This window comes from Stenotrophomonas sp. SbOxS2 (genome assembly GCF_013416715.1).
Classification (GTDB): domain Bacteria; phylum Pseudomonadota; class Gammaproteobacteria; order Xanthomonadales; family Xanthomonadaceae; genus Stenotrophomonas; species Stenotrophomonas lactitubi.
In genome coordinates this window covers 232,067-254,685 of sequence record NZ_JAAVXD010000006.1, presented here as the reverse complement: position 1 = coordinate 254,685, position 22,619 = coordinate 232,067, and the positions used below count along the sequence as shown (strand labels likewise).

24 protein-coding genes are annotated in these 22,619 nt (G+C 66.9%); 13 read left to right on the top strand and 11 right to left on the bottom strand.

Annotation, left to right across the window (positions count from 1 at the left end):
• Positions 1-51: 51 nt before the first annotated feature.
• Both HFK18_RS14670 and sufT read right to left on the bottom strand, forming a co-directional pair.
• Positions 52-1,146, bottom strand: coding sequence for a branched-chain amino acid aminotransferase (locus HFK18_RS14670; RefSeq protein ID WP_100463132.1), 1,095 nt, complete (start codon positions 1,144-1,146; stop codon positions 52-54).
• Between the two features lie 59 nt (positions 1,147-1,205).
• Positions 1,206-1,757 (bottom strand): putative Fe-S cluster assembly protein SufT, encoded by a 552-nt coding sequence (sufT, locus tag HFK18_RS14665; RefSeq protein WP_025877975.1) that lies wholly within the window; start codon positions 1,755-1,757, stop codon positions 1,206-1,208.
• A gap of 121 nt (positions 1,758-1,878) precedes the next feature.
• On the opposite strand from sufT, the gene HFK18_RS14660 reads away from it, so the two are divergent.
• Entirely contained in the window at positions 1,879-2,298 is a 420-nt protein-coding gene (locus tag HFK18_RS14660) for a hypothetical protein (protein WP_180166820.1), read from the top strand.
• Positions 2,299-2,399: 101 nt separating this feature from the next.
• Here HFK18_RS14660 and HFK18_RS14655 read toward each other — a convergent pair whose 3' ends face one another.
• Both HFK18_RS14655 and HFK18_RS14650 read right to left on the bottom strand, forming a co-directional pair.
• Positions 2,400-3,860: an NAD(P)(+) transhydrogenase (Re/Si-specific) subunit beta gene (locus HFK18_RS14655; protein WP_180166819.1), complete on the bottom strand. Its 1,461-nt coding sequence runs from the start codon at positions 3,858-3,860 to the stop codon at positions 2,400-2,402.
• Positions 3,857-4,177 (bottom strand): NAD(P) transhydrogenase subunit alpha, encoded by a 321-nt coding sequence (locus HFK18_RS14650; RefSeq protein WP_089238935.1) that lies wholly within the window; start codon positions 4,175-4,177, stop codon positions 3,857-3,859. Before HFK18_RS14650 ends, HFK18_RS14655 begins: the two co-directional genes overlap by 4 nt.
• 97 nt (positions 4,178-4,274) lie before the next feature.
• Here HFK18_RS14650 and HFK18_RS14645 point away from each other — a divergent pair, with 97 nt between their 5' ends.
• From HFK18_RS14645 to HFK18_RS14635, 3 genes are read left to right on the top strand one after another with little or no spacing between them, the layout of a single operon-like run.
• A complete protein-coding gene (locus HFK18_RS14645; RefSeq protein ID WP_180166818.1) occupies positions 4,275-4,859 on the top strand; it encodes an RNA polymerase sigma factor in 585 nt (194 codons plus the stop codon).
• Positions 4,856-5,182 (top strand): hypothetical protein, encoded by a 327-nt coding sequence (locus tag HFK18_RS14640; protein WP_180166817.1) that lies wholly within the window; start codon positions 4,856-4,858, stop codon positions 5,180-5,182. The genes HFK18_RS14645 and HFK18_RS14640 overlap by 4 nt, the downstream gene beginning before the upstream one ends.
• Positions 5,183-5,186: 4 nt before the next feature.
• Positions 5,187-5,651, top strand: coding sequence for a DUF3106 domain-containing protein (locus HFK18_RS14635; protein WP_180166816.1), 465 nt, complete (start codon positions 5,187-5,189; stop codon positions 5,649-5,651).
• A 72-nt stretch (positions 5,652-5,723) separates the two neighbouring features.
• Here HFK18_RS14635 and HFK18_RS14630 read toward each other — a convergent pair whose 3' ends face one another.
• Both HFK18_RS14630 and HFK18_RS14625 read right to left on the bottom strand, forming a co-directional pair.
• Positions 5,724-6,803 carry an NAD(P) transhydrogenase subunit alpha gene (locus HFK18_RS14630; protein ID WP_180166815.1) on the bottom strand — a complete coding sequence of 360 codons (1,080 nt, stop codon included), beginning with the start codon at positions 6,801-6,803 and terminating at the stop codon, positions 5,724-5,726.
• A 52-nt stretch (positions 6,804-6,855) separates the two neighbouring features.
• The gene (locus HFK18_RS14625) at positions 6,856-9,177 is read right to left on the bottom strand and encodes a DUF1631 domain-containing protein (RefSeq protein WP_180166814.1); all 2,322 of its coding nucleotides are present in this window, start codon (positions 9,175-9,177) and stop codon (positions 6,856-6,858) included.
• Positions 9,178-9,509: 332 nt separating this feature from the next.
• Here HFK18_RS14625 and HFK18_RS14620 point away from each other — a divergent pair, with 332 nt between their 5' ends.
• The 4 genes from HFK18_RS14620 to HFK18_RS14605 are packed head-to-tail and all read left to right on the top strand — an operon-like array spanning position 9,510 to position 12,370.
• Positions 9,510-10,091, top strand: coding sequence for a nitroreductase (locus HFK18_RS14620; protein ID WP_180166813.1), 582 nt, complete (start codon positions 9,510-9,512; stop codon positions 10,089-10,091).
• Positions 10,088-11,029 (top strand): 5'-3' exonuclease H3TH domain-containing protein, encoded by a 942-nt coding sequence (locus tag HFK18_RS14615; RefSeq protein WP_180166812.1) that lies wholly within the window; start codon positions 10,088-10,090, stop codon positions 11,027-11,029. Before HFK18_RS14620 ends, HFK18_RS14615 begins: the two co-directional genes overlap by 4 nt.
• Positions 11,026-11,580 (top strand): NUDIX hydrolase, encoded by a 555-nt coding sequence (locus tag HFK18_RS14610; RefSeq protein ID WP_089238921.1) that lies wholly within the window; start codon positions 11,026-11,028, stop codon positions 11,578-11,580. Before HFK18_RS14615 ends, HFK18_RS14610 begins: the two co-directional genes overlap by 4 nt.
• Positions 11,573-12,370, top strand: coding sequence for an N-formylglutamate amidohydrolase (locus tag HFK18_RS14605; RefSeq protein ID WP_180166811.1), 798 nt, complete (start codon positions 11,573-11,575; stop codon positions 12,368-12,370). Before HFK18_RS14610 ends, HFK18_RS14605 begins: the two co-directional genes overlap by 8 nt.
• 71 nt (positions 12,371-12,441) lie before the next feature.
• Here HFK18_RS14605 and HFK18_RS14600 read toward each other — a convergent pair whose 3' ends face one another.
• Positions 12,442-13,113 (bottom strand): hypothetical protein, encoded by a 672-nt coding sequence (locus HFK18_RS14600; RefSeq protein WP_180166810.1) that lies wholly within the window; start codon positions 13,111-13,113, stop codon positions 12,442-12,444.
• Positions 13,110-14,528 carry an MFS transporter gene (locus HFK18_RS14595; RefSeq protein ID WP_180166809.1) on the bottom strand — a complete coding sequence of 473 codons (1,419 nt, stop codon included), beginning with the start codon at positions 14,526-14,528 and terminating at the stop codon, positions 13,110-13,112. Before HFK18_RS14595 ends, HFK18_RS14600 begins: the two co-directional genes overlap by 4 nt.
• Positions 14,529-14,634: 106 nt before the next feature.
• Here HFK18_RS14595 and HFK18_RS14590 point away from each other — a divergent pair, with 106 nt between their 5' ends.
• On the top strand, positions 14,635-15,519 hold the full coding sequence (locus tag HFK18_RS14590) for a LysR family transcriptional regulator (protein ID WP_180166840.1): 885 nt from the start codon (positions 14,635-14,637) through the stop codon (positions 15,517-15,519).
• Positions 15,520-15,615: 96 nt separating this feature from the next.
• Here the strand turns inward: HFK18_RS14590 and HFK18_RS14585 are convergent, their stop codons facing one another.
• The 3 genes from HFK18_RS14585 to prmC all read right to left on the bottom strand — a co-directional run bounded on the left by HFK18_RS14585 (position 15,616) and on the right by prmC (position 18,261).
• On the bottom strand, positions 15,616-16,245 hold the full coding sequence (locus HFK18_RS14585) for a hypothetical protein (RefSeq protein ID WP_180166808.1): 630 nt from the start codon (positions 16,243-16,245) through the stop codon (positions 15,616-15,618).
• 167 nt (positions 16,246-16,412) lie between these two features.
• A complete protein-coding gene (gene pip / locus HFK18_RS14580) occupies positions 16,413-17,354 on the bottom strand; it encodes a prolyl aminopeptidase (RefSeq protein WP_180166807.1) in 942 nt (313 codons plus the stop codon).
• Between the two features lie 49 nt (positions 17,355-17,403).
• Complete coding sequence (gene prmC / locus HFK18_RS14575) at positions 17,404-18,261, bottom strand: peptide chain release factor N(5)-glutamine methyltransferase (RefSeq protein ID WP_180166806.1); 858 nt, start codon at positions 18,259-18,261, stop codon at positions 17,404-17,406.
• A gap of 387 nt (positions 18,262-18,648) precedes the next feature.
• Here prmC and ahpC point away from each other — a divergent pair, with 387 nt between their 5' ends.
• From ahpC to rnk, 4 genes are all read left to right on the top strand, one after another.
• Positions 18,649-19,212 carry an alkyl hydroperoxide reductase subunit C gene (gene ahpC / locus HFK18_RS14570; protein WP_025877950.1) on the top strand — a complete coding sequence of 188 codons (564 nt, stop codon included), beginning with the start codon at positions 18,649-18,651 and terminating at the stop codon, positions 19,210-19,212.
• A 238-nt stretch (positions 19,213-19,450) separates the two neighbouring features.
• A complete protein-coding gene (ahpF, locus tag HFK18_RS14565; protein WP_180166805.1) occupies positions 19,451-21,043 on the top strand; it encodes an alkyl hydroperoxide reductase subunit F in 1,593 nt (530 codons plus the stop codon).
• 81 nt (positions 21,044-21,124) lie between these two features.
• A complete protein-coding gene (locus HFK18_RS14560) occupies positions 21,125-22,090 on the top strand; it encodes a LysR substrate-binding domain-containing protein (RefSeq protein WP_180166804.1) in 966 nt (321 codons plus the stop codon).
• Positions 22,091-22,213: 123 nt separating this feature from the next.
• The gene (rnk, locus tag HFK18_RS14555; protein ID WP_089238903.1) at positions 22,214-22,618 is read left to right on the top strand and encodes a nucleoside diphosphate kinase regulator; all 405 of its coding nucleotides are present in this window, start codon (positions 22,214-22,216) and stop codon (positions 22,616-22,618) included.
• Position 22,619: the final 1 nt, after the last annotated feature.

Below are 22,619 nucleotides of genomic sequence, written 5' to 3'. Positions count from 1 at the left end.
TCCGGAGGAGCAGCCGAGCGTGGGCTCGGCTCTACAGTTCAATGCAGGCGATCAGCCCAGCTTGACCAGCCAACCGTGGCGGTCCGGCAGGCGGCCGTACTGGATGTCGGTCAGTTCCTTGCGCAGCGACATGGTCACTTCGCCGGCCGGCGCATCGATGTCGCCCACCGAGAAGCCTTCGCCCTTCAGCTGGCCGATCGGGGTGACCACCGCAGCGGTACCGCAGGCGAACACTTCGGCGATCTCGCCGGAGGTCACGCCCTGCTTCCACTCATCGATGGTGACCTTGCGCTCTTCGACCTTCATGCCACGGTCGCGGGCCAGCTGCAGGATGCTCTCGCGGGTGATGCCCTCGAGGATGCTGCCGGACAGTTCCGGCGTGACCAGGGTGCCGTCCTTGTAGACCAGGAACACGTTCATGCCGCCCAGTTCTTCCAGGTACTTGCCTTCGACCGGGTCCAGGAACAGCACCTGCGAGCAGCCCTGTGCCTGCGCCTTCTGCTGCGGCAGCAGCGACGCGGCGTAGTTGCCACCACACTTGGCCGCACCGGTGCCGCCCTTGGCCGCACGCGCGTACTCGGTGGACAGCCAGATCGACACCGGGGCGACGCCCTTGGCGAAGTACGGGCCGGCCGGGCTGGCGATGACGTAGTAACCGGCTTTGTGCGCGCCGCGCACGCCAAGGAAGGCTTCGTCGCCGATCATGAACGGACGGAAGTACAGGCTCGACTCATCGGCCGACGGCACCCAGGCGCTGTCGACGGCGATCATCTGCTTCAGCGATTCGACGAAGATCTCCACCGGCAGTTCCGGCAGCGCCAGGCGCTGCGCCGAACGCTGCAGGCGACGGCCGTTGGCATCCGGGCGGAAGGTCCAGATAGAACCGTCGGCGTGGCGGTAGGCCTTGATGCCCTCGAAGATCTCCTGGCCGTAGTGCAGCACGGCCGCGGCCGGGTCCAGCTGCAGCGGACCATAGGCACGCACGTTGGCGTTGTGCCAGCCGGTGTCCTTGTCCCAGCGCACTTCCACCATGTGGTCGGTGAAGTGCAGGCCGAAGCCCGGCTTCTCCAGGATCTGGGCGCGCTCTTCAGCGCTGCGCGGGTGGTCCGAACGGGTGACGGCGAAGCTGGGAATGGACTGGGACACCGGAGATTTCCTGTTCTGGTTGCGGGTAATGCCGGGCCCGCGTCACTGCGGGCCGTGGGTCAAAGCATGCCGGTTTCGAGCCGGGCGGCCTCGGACATCATGTGCTGGTTCCACGGCGGATCGAAGACCAGCTCGACGTCGGCCTCGGCCACCGTCGGGATCATTTCAAGCTTGCTGCGCACGTCGTCGACCAGGATGTCGCCCATGCCGCACGCGGGCGCGGTCAGGGTCATCTTCACGTCGATCTCGCGCTGCCCTTCGTCCAGGTGCTTGATCTCGACCTCGTAGACCAGGCCCAGTTCGACGATGTTCACCGGAATTTCCGGGTCGAAACAGGTGCGCAGCTGCTGCCACACCAGTTGTTCGACCTGCTCGTCGCTGGCATCGTCGGGCAGCTCCAGCGGCGCCGGCGCCTCCTTGCCGATGGCATCGCCATCCTTGCCGGCGATACGGAAAAGATTGCCCTCGACGAACACCGAATAACTGCCGCCCAACGCCTGGGTGATGTACCCATAGCTGCCGGCGGGCAGGGTCACGGTGTCGCCCTGCGGGACCATCACGGCCTCGCAATCGCGTTCGAAGTGGACAGGTTCGCTGCTACGGGAATACATGGGGACCGATATGGGGCTGCGGCCGAAGCCACGCAAGACGGCATTCTAACGTAGGCGCCCGGCCCTCGCCGGTGCACTGCGGCAAACCACAGTATCCTGTGGGCGACCTTCAGGAGCTTCGATGTCCTCCAATGCCGCACGCGCCAGGACCGTTACCTGGCTCTGGCCCTTCATGCTGTTGCTGGCGCTGGCCTCCGCCCCCCTCGCCTGGATGCTTATCGCCCTGTTCACCGGCCGTCCGGTCGGCTGGATGGCGGTACTGACCGCCCTGGAACTGGTGTTCATGCTGCGTCTGGGCACGCTCGGTCCCAGTAAGCTGCGCATCGCCCTGGTCGTGCTGGGCACGCTGCTGGTGGCCGCCATCGCGAACTGGGCCATCGCCAGTGCCTGGATGGGCGGCTCGATGGGCCTGAACCCGTGGGACGCCTCGCTGCGGATGGGCCCGCACCTGGCCTGGACGCTGATCACCCTGGCCAATGGCGTGGTCGAATGGCTGTGGCTGGCGGTAGGCATTGCCGTAGGTGCCTGGCTGGCGCGTTGATCGCGCCGGTGATGCCTTGGTAGATCCACGCCATGCGTGGATGGGGTGGTTGAATCCGGGGTCAGAGCCCTTTCCTGCGGAAAGGGATCCGACCCCAACCCTCAATGCCCGCCGTCGAGCGCCTTCAGCTCACTGACCAGCGAGGACGCCGCCTCCGCACCATCGCCGTACAGCATGCGCGTGTTGTCGGCGTAGAACAGCGCATTCTCGATGCCGGCAAAGCCGGTGCCCTTGCCGCGCTTGATCACCACCACGTTGCGCGCGTTGACCACGTCCAGCACCGGCATGCCGTAGATCGGGCTGGCCGGATCGGTGCGCGCCACCGGATTGACCACGTCGTTGGCGCCGATCACCAGCACCACGTCGGTGGTGGCAAATTCGGGATTGATGTCGTCCATGTCCGCGATCAGGTCATACGGCACACCCGCTTCGGCCAGCAGCACGTTCATGTGCCCGGGCATGCGCCCGGCCACCGGGTGGATGGCGAACTTCACCTTCACCCCGCGCGTGATCAAGCGCTGTGCCAGCTCCCAGATCTTGTGCTGGGCCTGGGCCACGGCCATGCCATAGCCGGGCACGATCACCACACGTTCGGCAAAGCCCATCATCGCGGCTACGTCGGCCGCTTCGATGGGCTTCTGCGAACCGGAAATCGCCTGCGCTTCACCCCCGGTGCCACCGCCGAAATTGGAGAACAGCACGTTGCGGATCGGCCGGTTCATCGCCTTGGCCATCAACCGGGTCAGCAGGATGCCCGCTGCACCGACCATCATGCCGGCGATGATCAGCGCCTCGTTGCCCAGCACGTAGCCTTCGAAGGACACCGCCAGGCCGGTGAACGCGTTGTACAGCGAGATCACCACGGGCATGTCGGCGCCACCGATCGGCAGCGTCATCAACACGCCCAGCGCCAGCGCCAGCACGAAGAAGGCGACGATGGCCCAGGTGCTGAGCGTGCTGGCAGCGATGATGCCCAGCACCACTACGGCCAGCGCCACCAGCAGGTTCATCACCTGCTGGCCCGGCCAGGTCACGCGCTTGTCGAGGCGGCCATCGAGTTTGGCCCAGGCGATCACCGAACCGGACAGCGACACCGCACCGATCGCCGCGCCGACCACGGCCAGCACCAGCACCGTGCCGGATGGCTGGCGCGCGGCCAGGTCGGCCATCGCCTGCGCACTCCAGTGGGTGGTATCGCGGTTGGCCAGGAAGGCATAGCGCAGCAGTTCCACCGCACCGATGGCCGCCGCCGAGCCACCGCCCATGCCGTTGTACAACGCGACCATCTGCGGCATGTCGGTGACCGCGACCTTGCCCGCCGACCACCAGGCCAGGCCGGCACCCAGCAGCAGTGCCACCAGGATCAGCGGCACGTTGTGCAGTTCGGGCAGGAAGAAGGTCGCCACCGTGGCCAGCAGCATGCCCAGCCCCGCCCAGCGGATACCGCTGCTTGCGGTCATCGGCGAGGCCATGCGCTGCAGGCCGAGCAGGAACAGGGTGGCGGCAACCAGGTAGCTGGCCTTGACCAGCCAATCGAGCAGTTCGACAGTGCTGATGTTCAAGCCTGCGGCTCCTTCGGTTCATCGTTGCCGGTCTTGCGCACGCTCGGCTTGAACATTTCCAGCATGCGCGCGGTGACCACGTAGCCGCCGGCTGCGTTGCCGGCGCCGAGCACCACGGCAAGGAACCCCAGGATTTTCTCCAGCGGTGTCTGCGCGTGCCCCAGCACCACCATCGCGCCGATCAGCACGATGCCGTGGATGAAGTTGGAGCCCGACATCAACGGGGTATGCAGGATCACCGGGACCCGGGAAATGATCACGTGGCCGGCAATGGCGGCCAACATGAAGATGTACAGCGCCACGAACCCGTCACTCACCGGCAACGCTCCTGCTCTGTCTTCGTCGCCCCATCATAACCACGGGCTGAACCCCGCGCGCGTCCCGGTCAACCACGGCGGCACTCACGCGTTGTCGATGGTGACCCCTGTCGAGGAACCGTACCCTGTGCTGGTGAGCAGCCCTGTCCCCCCGAGCGCCGAGACCGATGCCCTGCCGGCGTCGCTGGAAGCGTTCCTGGCCAGCGTCGGCCCCCGCGCGTTCCGCTTCGCCGAAGCCGGCCTGCGCCAGCGCGACGACGCCATGGATGCGGTGCAGGACGCGTTGATGCGCATGTTGGATTACGCCGACAAGCCGGCCGCCGAGTGGGCGCCGCTGTTCTGGAGCATCCTGCGCCGGCGGGTGATCGACGTGCAGCGCCGTCGCCGCTTCCGCCTGCCGTTCTGGCGCGACAACCAGGATGCGGAGGGGGGCGAGATCGACTGGGCTGATCCCGGCCCGGACCCTTCGCAGGCGCACGAGCAGCGCCAGCAGTACCAGCAGCTGGTGCAGGCGCTGCGCGAGCTGCCCGCCCGCCAGCGCGAAGCCTTCACCCTGCGCGTGCTGCAGGACCTGGACGGCGCCACCACCGCCCGCGCCATGGGCTGCAGCGAGGGCGCGGTAAAGACCCATCTGGCGCGCGCCCGACAGGCGCTGCAGAATCAACTGGAGATACACCCGTGAACCGCCCCCTGCCTTCCGATGACGCCCTGCGCAGCCTGCACGCGCAGTCGTTGCAGGCGCTGTCGCCGGCCACGCTGGCACGCCTGCGTGGTGCCCGTCACAGCGCTGCCAGGGCGCACGCCGGTCGCTGGCGCTGGTGGCTGGCCAGCGCCTGTTCGCTGGTGATCGCGCTGGGCATCGGTGTCCAGTTCGTCGGCCCGGGCGAGCATCAGGGCGCTACCACCACGCCGATCGCGGCCGCAGAAGAAGACAATGGCGCGCTGTACGACGAGAATCCCGATCTGTACCTGTGGCTGGGCGACAACGACCTGGCGATGGAGTGAACCCATGTTGCGATACCCCTCCCTGCCCCTGCTGATCGCCCTGACCCTGTTGCCGGCTGCGTCGGCCCTGGCGCAGGCCTCCGCACCGGTGCCTGCCACCCGGCCGGCACCTGCTGCCACGCCGCTGCCAAACTGGGAACAGCTGGGCCCGGCCCAGCGCGAGGCGCTGCTGGCGCCGCTGCGTGACCGCTGGAACGGCGCCGATCCCGCGCAGCGCCAGCGCATGCTGTCGCACGGCCAGCGCTGGCAGTCGATGAGCCCGGAAGAGCGCGACAAGGCCCGCCGCGGCCTGCGCCGCTTCGAACACATGAGCCCGGAACAGCGCGAGCAGGCCCGGGCGCTGTTCGGCCAGATGCGTGACCTCAGCCCGGCCCAGCGCGATGCCATGCGCGAGCGCTGGTCACAGATGAGCGCGGAAGAACGCAGGGAATGGGTGCGCGACAACCCACCGCCGGCGAAGCCGCGGTAACCCGCCATCCGCACGCTGGGCCCCTCATCCACGCATGGCGTGGATCTACCGGAGAGGCCCGGCGCTACCAACTCATGCCTGCCAGCGGGTCTTGGCCAGCAGTTCGTCTTCCCAATCGAAGCCCAGCTGGCCGTCGCGCACGAACAGGGCGACGAAGTTCATCAGGTTGCGTGCATACATCTCGCTGGCCTGGGTGGCGCCCCGGCTGGCCAGGCCCAGCGGGCCGTCGATGGTCACGCCCTGGTGCTCGATGCATTCGCCGGGCTGGGTCAGTTCGCAGTTGCCACCGCTCTCGGCGGCCAGATCGACGATCACGCTGCCTGCAGCCATGCCTTCGACCATCGCGGCGGTGACGATCGTCGGCGCACGGCGTCCCGGCACGGCGGCAGTGCAGACCACCACGTCCACGCTGCGCAGATGGTCGCCGAGGCGACGCTGTTGTTCGGCGCGTTCTTCATCGGTCAGCGCCCGCGCATAACCGCCCTCGCCCACCGCGCTTACCCCGAGGTCGAGGAAGCGCGCACCGAGCGACTGGATCTGTTCGCGGGTTTCCGGGCGCACGTCGAAGCCCTCCACCTGCGCACCCAGGCGGCGCGAGGTGGCAATGGCCTGCAGGCCGGCGACACCGGCGCCGATCACCAGCACCTTGGCCGGACGCACGGTTCCGGCCGCAGTGGTCAGCATCGGGAAGAAACGCGGCGCACGTTCGGCAGCGATCAATGCCGCCTTGTAGCCGGCCATGCCCGCCTGCGAACTGAGTACGTCCATCGCCTGCGCGCGCGTGGTGCGCGGCAACTGCTGCAGCGGGAACAGGTGCAGGCGGTCATCCGAAGCCAATGCGGCCAACGCCGGGTCCGCCGCCGGGGTCAGCAGCCCGACCACACTGGCGCCCGGCTTGAGCTGGGCCAGCACCTCGGCCGCTGGCGCCTGCACGCACAGCAGGATGTCGATCTCGGCCCAACGAGCGGCGTCGAACGCGCGGGCACCTGCGTCGTCGTAGGCGGCATCGGTGAAACCGGCGGCCTGGCCCGCACCGGGCTGATACCACACGGTGATGCCAAGCGCACCGAGCTTGCGCGCCGTCTCCGGCGTGAGCGCAACGCGTCGTTCGCCCGGCGCGGTCTCCTTGATCCCCAGCAACGCCACGGCCATGCAGATTCCCGCTGATCGGTGAGTGGGTCCGATCCTAGCAGGCGTACGCGGCTCAGTGCAGCGTCGCACCACCCGGGTCGAGGCGGTCAAGCACGCCCTGCATGGCGCTGTCGAAGGCGCCATCGTCGACGTGGGGACGCAGGCGACCCAACCGCACCATCACCGCCAGCTCCTCGGGCGAGGCCACGCAGAAGCGCACGCCACGACGGTTGACGAACAGCAGGCGCGCGGAAATCGGGCTGATCCAGGACAGCTTGCCGGCCTGCACCTTGCCATCCTTGTCGACGAAGTCCAGCCAGTTGCCGATTTCCATCCGGCGGAAGCGATCGGCATCGGCGTTGTCGAAATCGTCGGTATTGAAGCTACTGCCCAGCTCCACGGCCGGCGTTTCCGGTGCCGGCGGTGCGGGCAGCACCACCTGCGGCAGTTCAGGCAACGCACGCTGCAGCTCCGGTCGCGATTCGGCGATGCCCTGCAATGTGTCGTGCAGCGCATCGACGGCGGCGGTGGCTGCGTCGCCATGCACGCCGACGCTGGCAAACACCTTGGCCAGCAGCGGCTGCCAGGCCTGCAGCCACGGCTTGCCTACAATCTGCCGGCGCGCCTCGGCCACTTCCTCCAGCAGGCCATCGGCCAGGGTCAGCGCCTCGGCCACCGAAGCCCCCTCCTCGCCCTCGCGCAGCAGCGCCAAGGTCAGATGGTGCTGCCAGGGCTGGCGCAGGAATTCGGCGATCGCCGGCGGCAGGGTGGCGTCGCCGATGCGACGATCCAGTTCGGCACCGGCACGGGTACGGGCCATTTCCAGCTTTTCCTGGCCGCGCTGGGTCTCGGCGGCCCGACGCTCGGCGATTTCCACGCGACGGCGGTGCTGTACCAGGAAATCGCGGAACTCTTCTTCCAGGGTCAGGAAGATTGCCAGGTTCTCGTTGAACTCGGCGACCAACCGCTCGATGATTTCTTCGACCTTGGCCATCAGCATGCGTTCGGCCTGGCTTTCGCCGGTGTTGCCCTCGCAGGCTTCGGCCAGCGAGTTGAGCAGCTTGCGCGCCGGGTGGGTCTTCTGCACGAACATGCGGCGATCCAGCATCGCCACCTTCACGAACGGAACCACCAGGCGGCCGATCAGCTCACGCGAGCGGCCTTCCAGTTCACGCTCATCGAGCATCACATCGAACAGCATGCCGACCAGGTCGATCGCATCCTCGTCCTGCGCGTCCAGCCGGGTCTGGCCCGGATCGACACCCAGCCGGGTGGCGCTGGACAGCACTTCGCTCTTCAAGCGCTGCGCCAGGGATTCGCCGTCCTCGCCGATCGCCGCGCGCAGGGTCGCACTGGGCGTGGCCTGCAGCAGCGACAGTACGGACATCATTTCGCGCTGGCTCAACGGGCGATGCTGGCCAACCGCGACCTGCGCCGCAGAGGTCGCGTCCTCGCGCACGTGGCGGGTCTGCTGCAGCAGTTCGTGCAGGGCCTCCAGCAGCATGCCCTGCTGGCCGGAATAGGCTTCACCGGACGGGCTCTCTTCGCCACCCGCGTGTTGCTGCATGTGGCCACGACGCTCCGACCAGCGCGCGGCGAATCGCTGCGCCCAGGCCGGTGCGGCCTGTTCGTCGTCATTGAATTCGTTGTCGAAGCCAGGTGCCGTGCGCTGCTCGACCAGATCATCCAGGCCATGCGCAACGTGCTGCGTCGGGGCCGGCGCCAGTGGTCGGCGCGGGGCGCCCATCTGCGACATCACCCCGGCCGCGGCCAGGTGCTCGTCCAGCTTTTCGTAGATGCGGCCCACCGGCGCGCGCATGTCGCGCTCGCACAGCTTGATCAGCACCAGGTGTACTTCCGGGGCCAGCTCACAGCCGGCGAAGGCTTCGTGGATGGCCACGCCCAGATGCTCGGGGCTGATCGGGTTGCGGTCGGCATCGAGGTCGATACCGCCGCCCAGCCAGCCCAGGCGACGGTCGAGCCGCGCCAGCACCGGCTTGAAGTCGCGCAGCAGCACGGTGGCGAAGTTGCGCACCGCCAACCGCGATTCCAGTACATGTTCCGGCACCAGGCTCAGGCCGTCCTGGGCCTGTCCGGACAGGGTCAGCTCGGCAGAGACGGGCTCGCCTGCAGCCAGGCCGGCCCAGGCATGGCCGAGATGGCCGGCGAAGGCACCGGCAATCTCCTCACGGCGGCGGCGCAGCTCGCGCATCGCGTCCAGGAACAGCAACTGCGACGAGCCGGCATTGCCAGCACGGTCGAACAGGGCATCATCGAAGCGGGCCAGTGCCGCGCCAAAGGCCTGGCACAACGCCGGCAGGACGATGTCCCGGGCAAGCTGGAGCTGGGCCGGGTCACGGCCCGGCGATCCCATCGGAGTGGGCGCGCTCATCATTCGGGAAGGCTCCCCACCTTCTCTGGTGCGACAGACATCATGGACATCGCGACGGCCGGTGCACCCCATGCACCGGTCCCTCGATGGTAGGCCGGCCAGCCCATCACGGACAGTGAAACAGTCCTCACTTCAAACCTCATGAACGGCGGCCCGGCAATATTACGTATCGTAAGCCGTGCAGGGCCTGCGAGGCGAGGGGAAGCGGGGCTTCGTGATCCGCCAGTGGCATGATGTTCATCACAGTTTGCTATTCAGGGGTCTGACGCGACACAAACGGCGTCATCTACCTCCCCGACTATAATCAGCGACCCGTGATGACCGGTTCAGACTCCATGCCCGACCCAGCTGCCCTGCTTGCCCTGGATGCCCGCCGTTCGGTGCCCTCGCGGCAACTGGGCGAGCCCGGACCAGACCCGGCCACCCTGCAGCGGATGCTGACCTCGGCGGTGCGCGTGCCCGACCATGGCAAGCGCGTACCGTTCCGCTTCCTGAGGATCGCCGGCGATGCACGTCACACTCTGGGCGACTTCCTTGCCGCACGCAGCCGTGAGCGCGACCCGCATGCCGGCGATGCCGTGTTCGAGAAGGACCGCCAGCGCTTCAGCCATGCACCGCTGGTGATCGTGGTGGTAGCCAGCCCGCGCCCGGACCCGAAAGTGCCCGCGCAGGAACAGCTGATGACCGCCGGCTGCGTGTGCTTTGCCCTGTTGCAGGCGGCCCAGGCGCTGGGCTTCGGCGCGCAGTGGCTGACCGCGTGGATGGCCTTTGATCCCGCCGTGCACGCCCATCTGGGACTGGCCGAGGGCGAAGGCATTGCCGGTTTCATCCACATCGGCACGCCCAAGGCCGAGGTGCCCGAGCGCGAGCGCCCGGACCCGGCGGCCCTGCTGCGTGACTGGACCCCGCCGGCATGAGCCTGCCGGCACCGCCGCCGCTGTACCTGGTCGACGCCAGCATCTATGTGTTCCGCGCCTGGCATTCGCTGCCGGACGAGTTCCAGGACAGCCAGGGCTGGCCGACCAACGCCGTGCATGGTTTCGCCCGTTTCCTGCTCGACCTGCTGGAACGCGAACGCCCGCGGCACATCGCCATCGCCTTCGATGAAGCGCTCGACAGCGGCTTCCGCCACCGCCTGTACCCGGCCTACAAGGCCAACCGCGACCCGGCACCGGAAGCGCTCAAGCGCCAGTTCGTGCACTGCAAGGCGTTGTGCGCAGCGCTCGGCCTGGCGGTACTGGCCCATCATGATTACGAAGCCGACGACCTGATCGGCAGCGCCCTGCATGGCCATCGCGCCAGCCATCGCGGCGTGATCATTTCCGCCGACAAGGACCTGTCGCAGCTGCTGCTCGACCACGACGAGCAATGGGATTACGCACGCAATCAGCGCTGGGACGTGGCCGGGGTAAAGGCCCGGCACGGCGTGCACGCGCACCAGATCGCCGACTACCTGGCGCTGTGTGGCGATGCGGTCGACAACATTCCGGGCATCAGCGGTGTCGGCGCCAAGTCGGCGGCCGTGCTGCTGGCCCATTTCGGCAGCATGGACGTGTTGTACGAACGCCTCGACGAAGTGCCGTTCCTGCGCCTGCGCGGCGCGGCGCAGATGGCGGTGCGCCTGCGTGAGCAGCGCGAACATGCCCAGCTCTGGCGCCAGCTGACCACCATCGCACTGGACGCCCCGCTGGAAGGTTGCCAGCCCGGCATGCCTCGCCAGGCGGCCGATCCGGAGCTGCTCGGCGGCCTGTGCCAGACCCTGCGCTTCGGCCCCATGACCCGCCGCCGGCTGTTCAATGCCGCCGGCATTTCCGACCCCGTTTCCACTTCTCCCACTTCCAGCGAGCCCGCATGAGCCAGCGCAATACCGAAGCACCGCGTGTCGTCTACGAAGGCAAGTACCAGCGCATGGTGGTGCGCGGCAGCTGGGAGTACAGCGAACGCACCCACGCCGGCGGCCTGGCCGCGATCATCATCGCCGTCACCCCCGAGGACAAGGTGCTGTTCGTCGAACAGTTCCGCGTACCGCTGCAGGCACCGACCATCGAGATGCCGGCCGGGCTGGTCGGCGACATCGATGCGGGCGAGTCCATCGAAGTTTCCGCGGTACGCGAACTGGAAGAGGAAACCGGCTGGACCGCCGAGCACGCCGAAGTGCTGATGATCGGTCCTACCTCCTCCGGTGCCAGCAGCGAGAAGATCGCCTTCGTCCGTGCCACCGGCCTGCGTCGCATCGGCGAAGGCGGCGGCGACGAGAGCGAAGACATCACCGTGCATGAGATTCCGCGTACGCAGGCAGCCGCCTGGCTGGTGCAGAAAATGGCCGAAGGCTATGAAGCCGATGCCAAGCTTTGGGCCGGCCTGTGGATGATCGAGCACCATCTGGACGGCCGCCCCCGTGGCTGATGCCGGCCTGCACGCGCTGCCGACGCTGCTGGGTGCCGACGATCCGGCGATCTACACGATCCACCGGTCGCAGGGCGCTTCGCCGTTCCTGCTGCTGGCCGATCATGCAGGCCAGCGGATACCGCGTGCGCTGGCCGATCTTGGATTGCCGCAGACCGAACTGGACCGCCATATCGGCTGGGACATCGGCATCGGCGGCACCACCCGTGCACTGGCCGAGCGGCTGGATGCGTGGGCGATCGAGCAGACCTATTCGCGGCTGCTGATCGACTGCAACCGCCCGCTGGTTTCGCCCACGCTGATCCCCGAGGTCAGCGACCGCACCGTGGTGCCGGGCAATGCCGGGCTGTCGCCCGCGCAGCGGCAGCAGCGCATCGATGCGATCCACGCGCCCTACCATGCACGCATCGATGCCGAACTGGATGCGCGCGGCGATGCGGAACGGCCAACGCTGCTGGTGATGATGCACAGTTTCACCCCGCTGATGAACGGCGTTGAGCGTCCCTGGCATGCCGGCGTGCTGTACCACCAGGACACCCGTTTTGCCCACGCCCTGCTGCAGGCGCTGCGCGATGAAGGCGACCTGGTGGTGGGCGACAACGAACCGTATTCGGTCAACCGCAGCAGCGACTACGCGGTGCCCGTGCATGGCGAAGGCCGCGGTCTGGTGCATGTGGAACTGGAGATCCGCCAGGACCTGATTGCCGATGAAGCCGGGCAGCAGGCATGGGCGGAGCGGTTGGCGCGGATTTTCACCGCGTTGCAGCCGCAGTTGTTGGCGTTCGGATGAACGCATCCACGCATGGCGTGGATCTACTGGGACACTACAAGTAGATCCACGCCATGCGTGGATGATTTTCGTCAACGCAGCACGGGAACATCCATCCAAGGGAACGGCTTGAACCCGCGCACCTGCACGCGTGCGCCGATCGCTGCAAAATCATCCTTGATCGCCTGCGCGCGACGCCGATCCAGTGCTTCACCCAGCACCAGCGGCAGCGCACGGCAGCGTGCCAACGCTTCACCCACCGGAATGTCGAGCAGGTGCGCCACGCGCTGTGCCGCAGCCTTGATCTGTTCGTCCGCACATCCCTCCAGCGTCAACCCGAACACGGCGAAGATGCCCGGCCCTACCCCGGCTGCGTGCGCAGCGGCCTGCTCCGCAGCACCCGCCTCGCCCAATGCTTCATCGACACCGTCCACCTGCAGGAAGGCGTCGTACTCGGCGTAGTACGCCAACGCTTCGGCGTAATCGTACAGGGAAGAAAGCGGACGCTGGCGCTTCTGCACATCCAGGACGTCAGCGAACGTGGCCGGTTCCAGGTAGGTCGACAGGCCCAGCGCCTGCGCGGCCTCGGGCACCTCACCGTCATCATCGAACGCGGCGTCTTCATCGGCCGGCAACCAGAAGCGCGCCTGCAGCAGGTCGTCATCGGTGGCGTGCACCCAACCGAAGGAGGCATACACCTCATCGTCATCGTTGCAGGCTGCGAACGCGTGCAGGGTCTGTTGCAGGTCCAGCAGCTCGATCATGCTTCGTTGCTCAGGCAAGCGGTCGTCGCCGAGTCTACCCGTGCCGGACGCAGGCCCAGCGCGATGACCACGCCGAGTGCAGCGAACAGCGCAGCGCCGTACTGTGCGTTGACCATGCCCTGCAGGGCATCAGCACTGGTTGCCGCCTGCGTACCGCGCGCGGCATTGGCCACCATCACCAGTACCGCCAGCCCCAACGCGCCGCCGATCTGCTGTGCGGTGGCGGCCATGCCGGATGCGACACCCTGCTGTGGACCCGGCACGCCCTGCCCGGCCACGATCCACATCGCCGTCCAGCTCATGCCCTGGCCGACGCTGAGCACCACGATGCCCGGCAGCAGCGGCCAGTAGCCGGCGCCGTGCGGCATCGCCAGCGCCACTGCGGTGATGCCGATGGCACCGGCGGCGAAGCCCCAGGCCAGCACCTGCCGTGGCGAACGGCGCTGCAGCATGCGCTCGGCAATGCGGATGCCGAAGGTGCACACCAGCGTCGGCAGCAGGAAGGCCATGCCAGCCTGCAGCGGACTCCAGCCGTAACCATCCTGGAAATACAGCGCCAGGAAGTAGTACTGCACGCCATAGCTGCTCATGAACGCGAAGGTCAGGCCGAGTGCCGCACGCAGGCCAGGCAGGCGCAGCAGTGCGAATTGCATCAGCGGATCACGGCTGCGCTTTTCGATCTGCACGAAAACCGTCAGCAGTACCGCTGACAGCAGCAGGCAGATGAGCGTGGCCGGCGCCGTCCAACCCCACTCCGGCCCCTGTACCAGGGTGGTGACCAGCAGGCTGCCGCCGGCAGTGACGGTGAGGCAGCCGGCCAGGTCGAAGGAACGGCCGCGCACGCGCGGGCCATCGGCCGGCAGCCACGCGCCCGCAGCAACCGCACAGGCCGTGGCCAGTGGCACGATCACCGCCAGCACCGCCGGCCAGCCGAACGCCTGGGTCAGCACGCCGCCCAGCAGCGTGCCCAGCGCCAGGCCCGCGGCACTGGCCATGCTCCAGATCGCCAGCGCGCGGTTGCGCACCGGGCCTTCGGCATACAGGGTATTGATCAAGGCCAGGGTGGCCGGGAACAGCAGTGCCGCACCGATGCCCTGCGCCGCACGCGCCACGATCAGCAGCGTGGCATTGGGCGCCAGCGCGCCCAGCAGCGAGGCCAGCGCGAACAGCAGCATGCCCAGCCGGTAGAAGCGGCGCCGGCCCAGCAGATCGGCCGCACGCCCGCCCAGCAGCAGGCTGCCACCGAAGGCCACGGTGTAGGCGCTGACCACCCACTGCAGCTGCTGCGCATTGATCTGCAGCGCGCGGCCCATGTCGTGCAGGGCAACGAAGATGATGGTGGCGTCCAGGGCGATGATCAGCTGCGCGGTGGCCAGCAGGGTCAGCGCCCAGCGCGGGTATTTCAGGGGAGGCATGCGGCGCCCGGTTCGGAGGGGGGACGGCAGTCTCATTGATGCCGGTGCATCAATAAACCCCCTTCGCGCGATTTCTGTCATGATTTTTGGCATGAATGGATCCTCGATGGACCTCAATGCGGTGCGCATGCTGGTGCAGGTAGCCGAAGCGCGCAGCTTCACCGTGGCCGCCGGCCAGCTCGGCCTGAGCCAGTCCGGGCTGTCACGCGCGATCGGCCGGCTGGAAGCGTCGCTGGGAGTGAAGCTGCTGCAGCGGAACACCCGCAATGTCGCGCTGACCCCGGATGGCCAGCAGTTCGTCGAGCAGGTGGGACCGTTGCTGTGCGGCATGGAAGACGCCGAGCGGCTGCTGGCCGACCGCCCCTGCACGCCCTCGGGCGTGCTGAAAATCAGCGCGCCCTCCATGTTCGGGCGCAAGGTGATGGTGCCGTTGCTGGGGCCGTTGCTGGAACGGCATCCGCAGCTGCAGGTGGAAGCGGTGCTCAGCGACCGCCTGGTGGATCTGGTGGAGGAAGGCTTCGATGCGGCGTTGCGCACTGGCACCATCGCTGACCAGCGCATGGTGGCGCGCGCGTTGAAGCCACTGCGCTGGGTGACCGTGGCCAGCCCGGCCTACCTGGCCGCGCAGGGCGAGCCGGCCGATGTGGCGGCATTGCAGGACCATGCCTGCCTGGCGGTGCGCAACCTGCGCAGTGGCCGGTTGGTGGACTGGCAGTTTCTGCAGGACGGGCAGCTGCGCGAGGTCACGCCGCCGACGCGGATGGTGTTCGACTGCGGCGATCCGTTGGTCGAAGCAGCGATCGCGGGCATCGGCATCGTGCAGGTAATGGATTTCGCAGTGGCCGACGCGCTGGCCGATGGTCGCCTGCAGCGCGTGCTGCAGCCGTTCGAAGGCCGCAGCCGCGCGTTGTCGTTGATCTACCCGCCTTCGCGGCAGCATTCGCCGAAGCTGCAGGTGCTGGCCGAGGCGTTGCTCGCTGGGGATTGGTAGATCCACGCCATGCGTGGATACCAACCCAGTAGATCCACGCCATGCGTGGATGAGGACTTTGGTGCAGAGCTGGCGCGCGACGTAGCGAAATCTGATTCAGCCCAATTGGAGGAAGAACGCCCCGAGGCGTCCTCCGAGAGCAAAATCAGGCTGATCCTGAATGAAGAGATACGCCATGCCATCGGACAGGACGCCTTTGTGCGAATGCAGAATGTCATCGATGTCCGCCCCATAGAGCATCAGGCGACGACGCCCCCCTTTCCAAGTCAAGGGCGACTGCAGCCATGCGTCAATTCCATCCAGCTTGGAATCCAGGTTCTCGTCGTCGTCAGGCTCCAGACACTCGACACGCTCCATCCGACCGCGCTCAAGGGAGTCGCTCATGCATCGGCTTCTCGGTGCAGCGCCACGGCGGTATGCGAGTACAACAGCCTCACTGGTTCCCTCCCCAGCGCGTAGCTGGCGGAGGTGCGTGTGACGCTGGACATCGACCGGAATGAAGATGGAGAACCAGAAGTCTTCGGCGATCTCCTGTGAATAGAACCAATGGGCCGGAATTGCCATCAAGTGAAAGAGCGCACGACCTTCAGCACAGGTTGGCCAAGGAATGTGCTCTGGAAGAAGAGCACCACCGCCAACATACGCATCTGTGGGAGATGGCTTTTCCGTGGTCAACAGCAGGCGGGTGTACATGGTGGTGTGGCCGAGGGATGCACGGGCATCCACGGTGCCAGCCACCCTCCTCGCGGTTCAAGGTTAATAGCGTCAGCCTTGAACAATGGAGAAGGCGGGTGCACCCATCCCATCTTCGTGGCGGCGGAACGGAATGCCGCCGGGCATGGCCCGGCGCTACCGGCAAGGCGTTGCCGGCCAGCGGCCGGCATTGCCAACGATCAGGCGAAGCTATCGGTGGCGCGCACCAGCGCGTCGACGTTCTCGGCTTCGAACGCCGAGTGCCCCGAGGCCGGGGTGATCTCCAGCTTGGCCTTCGGCCACACCTTGGTCAGGTCCCAGGCGTTGGCCAGCGGGCAGACCACGTCATAACGGCCGTGCACGATCACGCCCGGAATGTCGGCGATGCGGTGCGCGTCGCGCAGCAGCTGGTCTTCCACTTCGAAGAAACCACCGTTGACGAAGTAGTGGTTCTCGATGCGGGCGAACGCCAGCGCGAAATGCGGGTCTTCATGGCTGTTGATGAAGTCGTCGTCCACGTGCAGGAAGCTGGTCGCGCCTTCCCACACCGCCCAGGCCTTGGCCGCATCCAGACGCGTTGCTTCGTCTTCGCTGGTCAGGCGGCGATGGAAAGCAGAGATCAGATCGTGGCGCTCCACCGCCGGAATCGGCTTCAGGTAGTGCTCCCACGCATCCGGGAACAAGCGGTTGGCACCTTCCTGGTAGAACCATTCCAGCTCCCAGCGGCGCAGCATGAAGATGCCGCGCAGCACCAGTTCGGTCACGCGCTGCGGATGGCTCTGTGCATAGGCCAGCGCCAGGGTCGAGCCCCAGCTGCCGCCGAACACCTGCCAGCGATCGACCTTGAGGTGCTCGCGCAGCTTCTCGATATCGGCGACGAGGTCCCAGGTGGTGTTGTCCACCAGGTCGGCATGCGGCGTGGAACGGCCGGCACCGCGCTGGTCGAACAGGATGATGCGGTACTTGGCCGGGTCGTGGAACTGGCGCATCTTGTCGCTGCAGCCGCCGCCCGGCCCACCATGCAGCATCACCACCGGCTTGCCGTCCGGATTGCCGCACTGTTCGAAGTACAGCGTGTGGCGGTCGTCGACCTTCAGGGTGCCGACGTCGTAGGGGGTGATGGCGGGGTACAGCGTACGCATGCTTGCAGCTCCGTGGTGGTGCCCTGCCCTTGGCAGGAGAACCCCCATTCTAGGCCGGTCGCCGGCCCAGAGTGACCCGGTCGCGCTGCTCCAGGTCCTGCACGGTCTGCACGTCGCTGTAGCCGGCCTGCTCAAACAGCGCGCGGATGGCATCGCCCTGGTCCCAGCCGTGCTCGATCAGCAGCCAGCCGCCGGGCTGCAGGTGGTCGCCGCCGCCGGCGACGATGCGGCGGATGTCGTCCAGCCCATCAACGCCCGAGGCCAGCGCCGTGGCCGGTTCGAAGCGCAGGTCGCCCTGTTGCAGGTGCGGATCAGCGCTGGCGATGTAGGGCGGATTGCTGGCGATCAGATCGAAGCGTTCGCCGCGCAGCGGCGCATACCAGTCGTGACCACCTTCGGCAAAACGCACGTTGCCCAGCTCGTGGCGCGCGGCGTTGCGGGCCGCCACCGCCAAGGCCGCGGCACTGGCGTCGGTGGCCAGCACCTGCGCCTGCGGCCGTTCGCTGGCCAGGGCCAGGGCGATGGCGCCGCTGCCGGTGCCGAGGTCGGCCAGCTGCAGCGCGCGGTCCGGTGGCAGGCGGTCCAATGCCAGTTCCACCAGCAGTTCGGTCTCCGGCCGCGGAATCAGGGTGGCCGGGTCCACCTCCAGGTCCAGCGTCCAGAAGCCACGGCGGCCGGTCAGGTAAGCCACCGGTTCACCCGCAAGGCGACGGCCCAGCAGGGCCTCGAAGGCGGCCTGTTCGGCGGCCGGCAGCGGATCGGTGGCATGCGCGAACAACCAGCTGCGCGGGCGCTCCAGCACGTGCAGCAGCAGCAGCTCAGCCTCGTGGCGGGCGTCGACGCCGCCCAGCCGGGTACTCGCGTCGGTCACGACTTGGCGCAGGGTGGGTTCGGGTTGCAGAGACATCCGGCAATTGTAGAGCCGAGCCTATGCTCGGCAACTTCTGGAACAGCCGAGCGTAGGCTCGGCTCTACAGGTCCACAGCCGAGCGTGGGCTCGGCTCTACGGATCCACAGCCGGGCATGGCTCGACGCTACAACATGCTGGAATCCGTTCAGGTTCCGCCAGAGGGGATAAAGAGGGGCTATCAGCGCTCTTCACACGTCCAGGAAGATTTTCCTTGTCACACAGGCAGTTGCAGGATGGACGTGGCCGGGTTCAGTGCCTGCTCATTGGATTTTGATAGTCTCCATCTATTAAATAGATGTAATCAATGCATTGTCCTTATCGAAACAGAACCAGTAATCTAGGTGCTGTCGATTCACCCACTCCCCTTCACCCAGAGGAAAAACGATGTCCCTGATCAACACCCAGATCCAGCCGTTCGAAGCCAATGCTTACCTGAATGGCGAGTTCATCAAGGTCTCCGACAGCACCCTGAAGGGCCAGTGGTCGGTCCTGATCTTCATGCCGGCAGCCTTCACCTTCAACTGCCCGACCGAGATCGAAGACGCCGCTGACCATTACGCCGAGTTCAAGAAGGCCGGCGCCGAGGTCTACATCGTCACCACCGACACCCACTTCTCGCACAAGGTCTGGCACGAAACCTCGCCGGCCGTCGGCAAGGCCCAGTTCCCGCTGGTCGGCGACCCGACCCACCAGCTGACCCGCGCCTTCGGCGTGCACATCGAAGAAGAAGGCCTGGCCCTGCGCGGCACCTTCATCATCAACCCGGAAGGCGTGATCAAGACCCTGGAGATCCACTCCAACGAGATCGCCCGTGACGTCTCCGAGACCCTGCGCAAGCTGAAGGCTGCCCAGTTCACCGCCGCCAACCCGAACCAGGTCTGCCCGGCCAAGTGGAAGGAAGGCGAAAAGACCCTGACCCCGTCGCTGGACCTGGTCGGCAAGATCTAAAGCAGTACCGGCCTGCCGCAGCCCCACGCTGCGGTGCGCCTTTCATCCCCGTGCCGGTCCCCCCGCCGGCGTGGGGGTGAACCCAAGACAGCCGAGCCCGCAAGCCACCGCTCGCCAGCCCCTTCCACAGCTGTCTCCAGCTGCCTCTGCTGCCTTGGGTTCACCCCTACCCCTCGCTGGTCCGCTACCTTCTACAGCGGTGCCACGCCCCCGTTTTGCCTGAAGCCAGGAGAAGACCATGTTGGACGCCAACCTGCAGTCGCAGCTGAAGACCTATCTGGAGCGCGTGACCCGCCCGATCCAGATCACCGCGCATGCCGACGACGGTGCCAAGTCGCAGGAGATGCTGGACCTGCTGCAGACCCTGGAAAGCCTGTCGGACAAGATCTCGCTGCAGGTGCTGCGCGATGGCCAGGGCCGCGTGCCGTCCTTCGACCTGGGCACGCCGGGCCAGGACATCCACCTGACCTTCGCCGGCCTGCCGATGGGCCACGAGTTCACCTCGCTGGTGCTGGCCCTGCTGCAGGTCGGCGGGCATCCGTCCAAGGCCACCGCCGAGCTGATCGAGCAGGTGCAGAACCTGGAAGGTGAGTACAAGTTTGAAACCTACTTCTCGCTGTCCTGCCAGAACTGCCCGGACGTGGTGCAGGCGCTGAACCTGGCGGCGGTGCTCAACCCGCGCATCCAGCACGTGGCCATCGACGGTGCGCTGTTCCAGGAAGAAGTCGAGCAGCGCGAGATCATGTCGGTGCCGACCGTGTACCTCAACGGTGCGGTGTTCGACCAGGGTCGCATGACGCTGGAGCAGATCGTGGCCAAGCTGGACACCAATGCCAGCAAGCGCGATGCCGAGAAGATCGGCGCCAAGGACGCCTTCGACGTGCTGGTGGTCGGTGGTGGCCCGGCCGGCGCCGCTGCGGCGATCTACGCCGCGCGCAAGGGTATCCGTACCGGCATCGCCGCCGAGCGTTTCGGTGGCCAGGTGCTGGACACCATGGCGATCGAGAACTTCATTTCGGTGAAGGAGACCGAAGGCCCGAAGCTGGCCACGGCCCTGGAGCAGCACGTGCGCGAATACGAGGTCGACATCATGGACCTGCAGCGCGCCACTGCGCTGGTGCCGGCCGGTGAAGACGGCCTGGTGCAGGTGCAGCTGGAAAACGGCGCGGTGCTGAAGTCGCGCTCGGTGATCCTGTCCACCGGCGCCCGCTGGCGGCAGATGAACGTGCCCGGCGAAGAGCAGTACCGCAACAAGGGCGTGGCCTACTGCCCGCATTGCGACGGCCCGCTGTTCAAGGGCAAGCGCGTGGCGGTGATCGGCGGTGGCAATTCCGGCGTTGAAGCAGCCATCGATCTGGCCGGCATCGTGTCGCATGTGACCCTGCTGGAATTCGATTCCAGCCTGCGTGCCGACGAAGTGCTGCAGAAGAAGCTGCGCAGCCTGGCCAACGTCACCGTGCTGACCAGCGCGCAGACCACCGAAGTGCTGGGCGACGGCAGCCGCGTCACCGGCCTGGTCTACAAGGACCGTGTCGGTGGCGACTCCCATCGCGTTGAACTGGAAGGCATCTTCGTGCAGATCGGCCTGCTGCCGAACACCGAATGGCTGAAGGACACCGTGGCCCTTTCGCCGCGTGGCGAGATCGTCATCGATGACCGCGGGCAGACCAATCTGCCGGGCGTGTTCGCCGCGGGCGATTGCACGACGGTACCCTACAAGCAGATCATCATCGCGATGGGCGCCGGTTCGACCGCCGCACTGAGCGCTTTCGATCACCTGATCCGCTCCTCGGTTCCCAAGAGCAGCGGTGCGGTGGCCGAAGCGGCCTGATCCAACGTTCCCAGGCCATCGGGAGCACCATCAACCGGCGGGGCAACGCCATGCCGGTGCAGTACCCCGAGAGGTCTGAGGATGAACCTGCGTGACCTGAAATACCTGGTGGCCCTGGCCGATCACAAGCACTTCGGCCGGGCCGCCGCCTCCTGCTTCGTCAGCCAGCCCACGCTGTCGACGCAGATCCGCAAGCTGGAAGAAGAACTGGGCCTGCCGCTGGTGGAACGCGCGCCGCGCAAGGTGATGTTGACCCCTGCAGGCCAGGAAGCGGCCGCGCGGGCACGGGTGATCGTGTCCGAGGTGGAACAACTGAAGGAAGCGGCGCGGCGCAGCCGTGATCCGGAAGCGGGTACCGTGCGCCTGGGGATCTTCCCCACCCTGGGCCCGTACCTGTTGCCGCACGTGATTCCGCGCATCCGCAGCCGCTTCCCCGAGCTGGAACTGCTGCTGGTGGAAGAAAAGAGCGATGTGCTGCTGGAGCGCCTGCGCGAAGGCAAACTGGACGCCGCACTGTTGGCGCTGCCGGTGATCGACGACCAGCTGCATGCCGAATTCCTGTTCGAGGAGCCGTTCCTGCTGGCCGTGTCCGGCCGCCATCCGCTGGCCACGCGCGAGCATCTGGACGTACAGGAACTGGCCACGCAGAAGCTGCTGCTGCTGGAAGACGGCCACTGCCTGCGTGACCAGGCGCTGGAAGTCTGTCGCCTGTTCGGCGCCAATGAAAAGTCCGAATTCCGCGCCACCAGCCTGGAAACACTGCGACAGATGGTCGCTGCCGACGTCGGCATCACCCTGCTGCCCAGCCTGTCGGTGCAGCCGCCGGTGCCGCGCTCGAACAACATCCGCCTGCTCGACTTCGTCGGCGAGGGCCGTCCCAGCCGGCGCATCGCCATGATCTGGCGCCGCAGCTCGGCGATGAACGAGTTCCTGATGGAGCTGGCCGAGCAGTTCAAGCGCCTGCCCGATGCGCTGTTCACGCTGGAGGCGCTGGCCCCGGCAAACGGCGATGCCGCCTCCCCGCCCACGCCGGTGCTGAACGGCTGAGACACCGCAGCCGGGCCTCGAAACCGCCGGGAGTCGATTCCGGCCGCATTTGTCCCCACAATACAGTCAGGCGGCGCCAGCAGGTGCCGCCTTTTGCATGGCTTTCAACCAAGGAGCGTCACCATGAACACCGCCAGCGGCCTGCCGCCGTCGATCACCGTTTCCACCCTCGACATGGACCGCCTGGACGCCATGCTCGAATCTCCGGCAAACAGCCAGACGCCGGCCGCGCGTGCGCTTGCCGACGAACTCAACCGGGCGACCGTGTTGCCGCCAGACCAGATTCCCGAAGGCATCGTCATGATGCATTCGCGCGTGGAGTGCGAAGATGAAGTGTCGGGCGAGAAACATGTCCTGACCCTGGTCTTCCCCCGCGAAGCCAATGTCGATGAAGGCAAGGTGTCCGTGCTGGCGCCCGTCGGCAGCGCCCTGCTTGGCCTGGCCGTGGGCCAGAGCATCGACTGGACCGCCCCCGGCGGCCGCAAGCTGCGGCTGCGCGTGAGCGCGGTCCACAACGACCGTCCCTGAC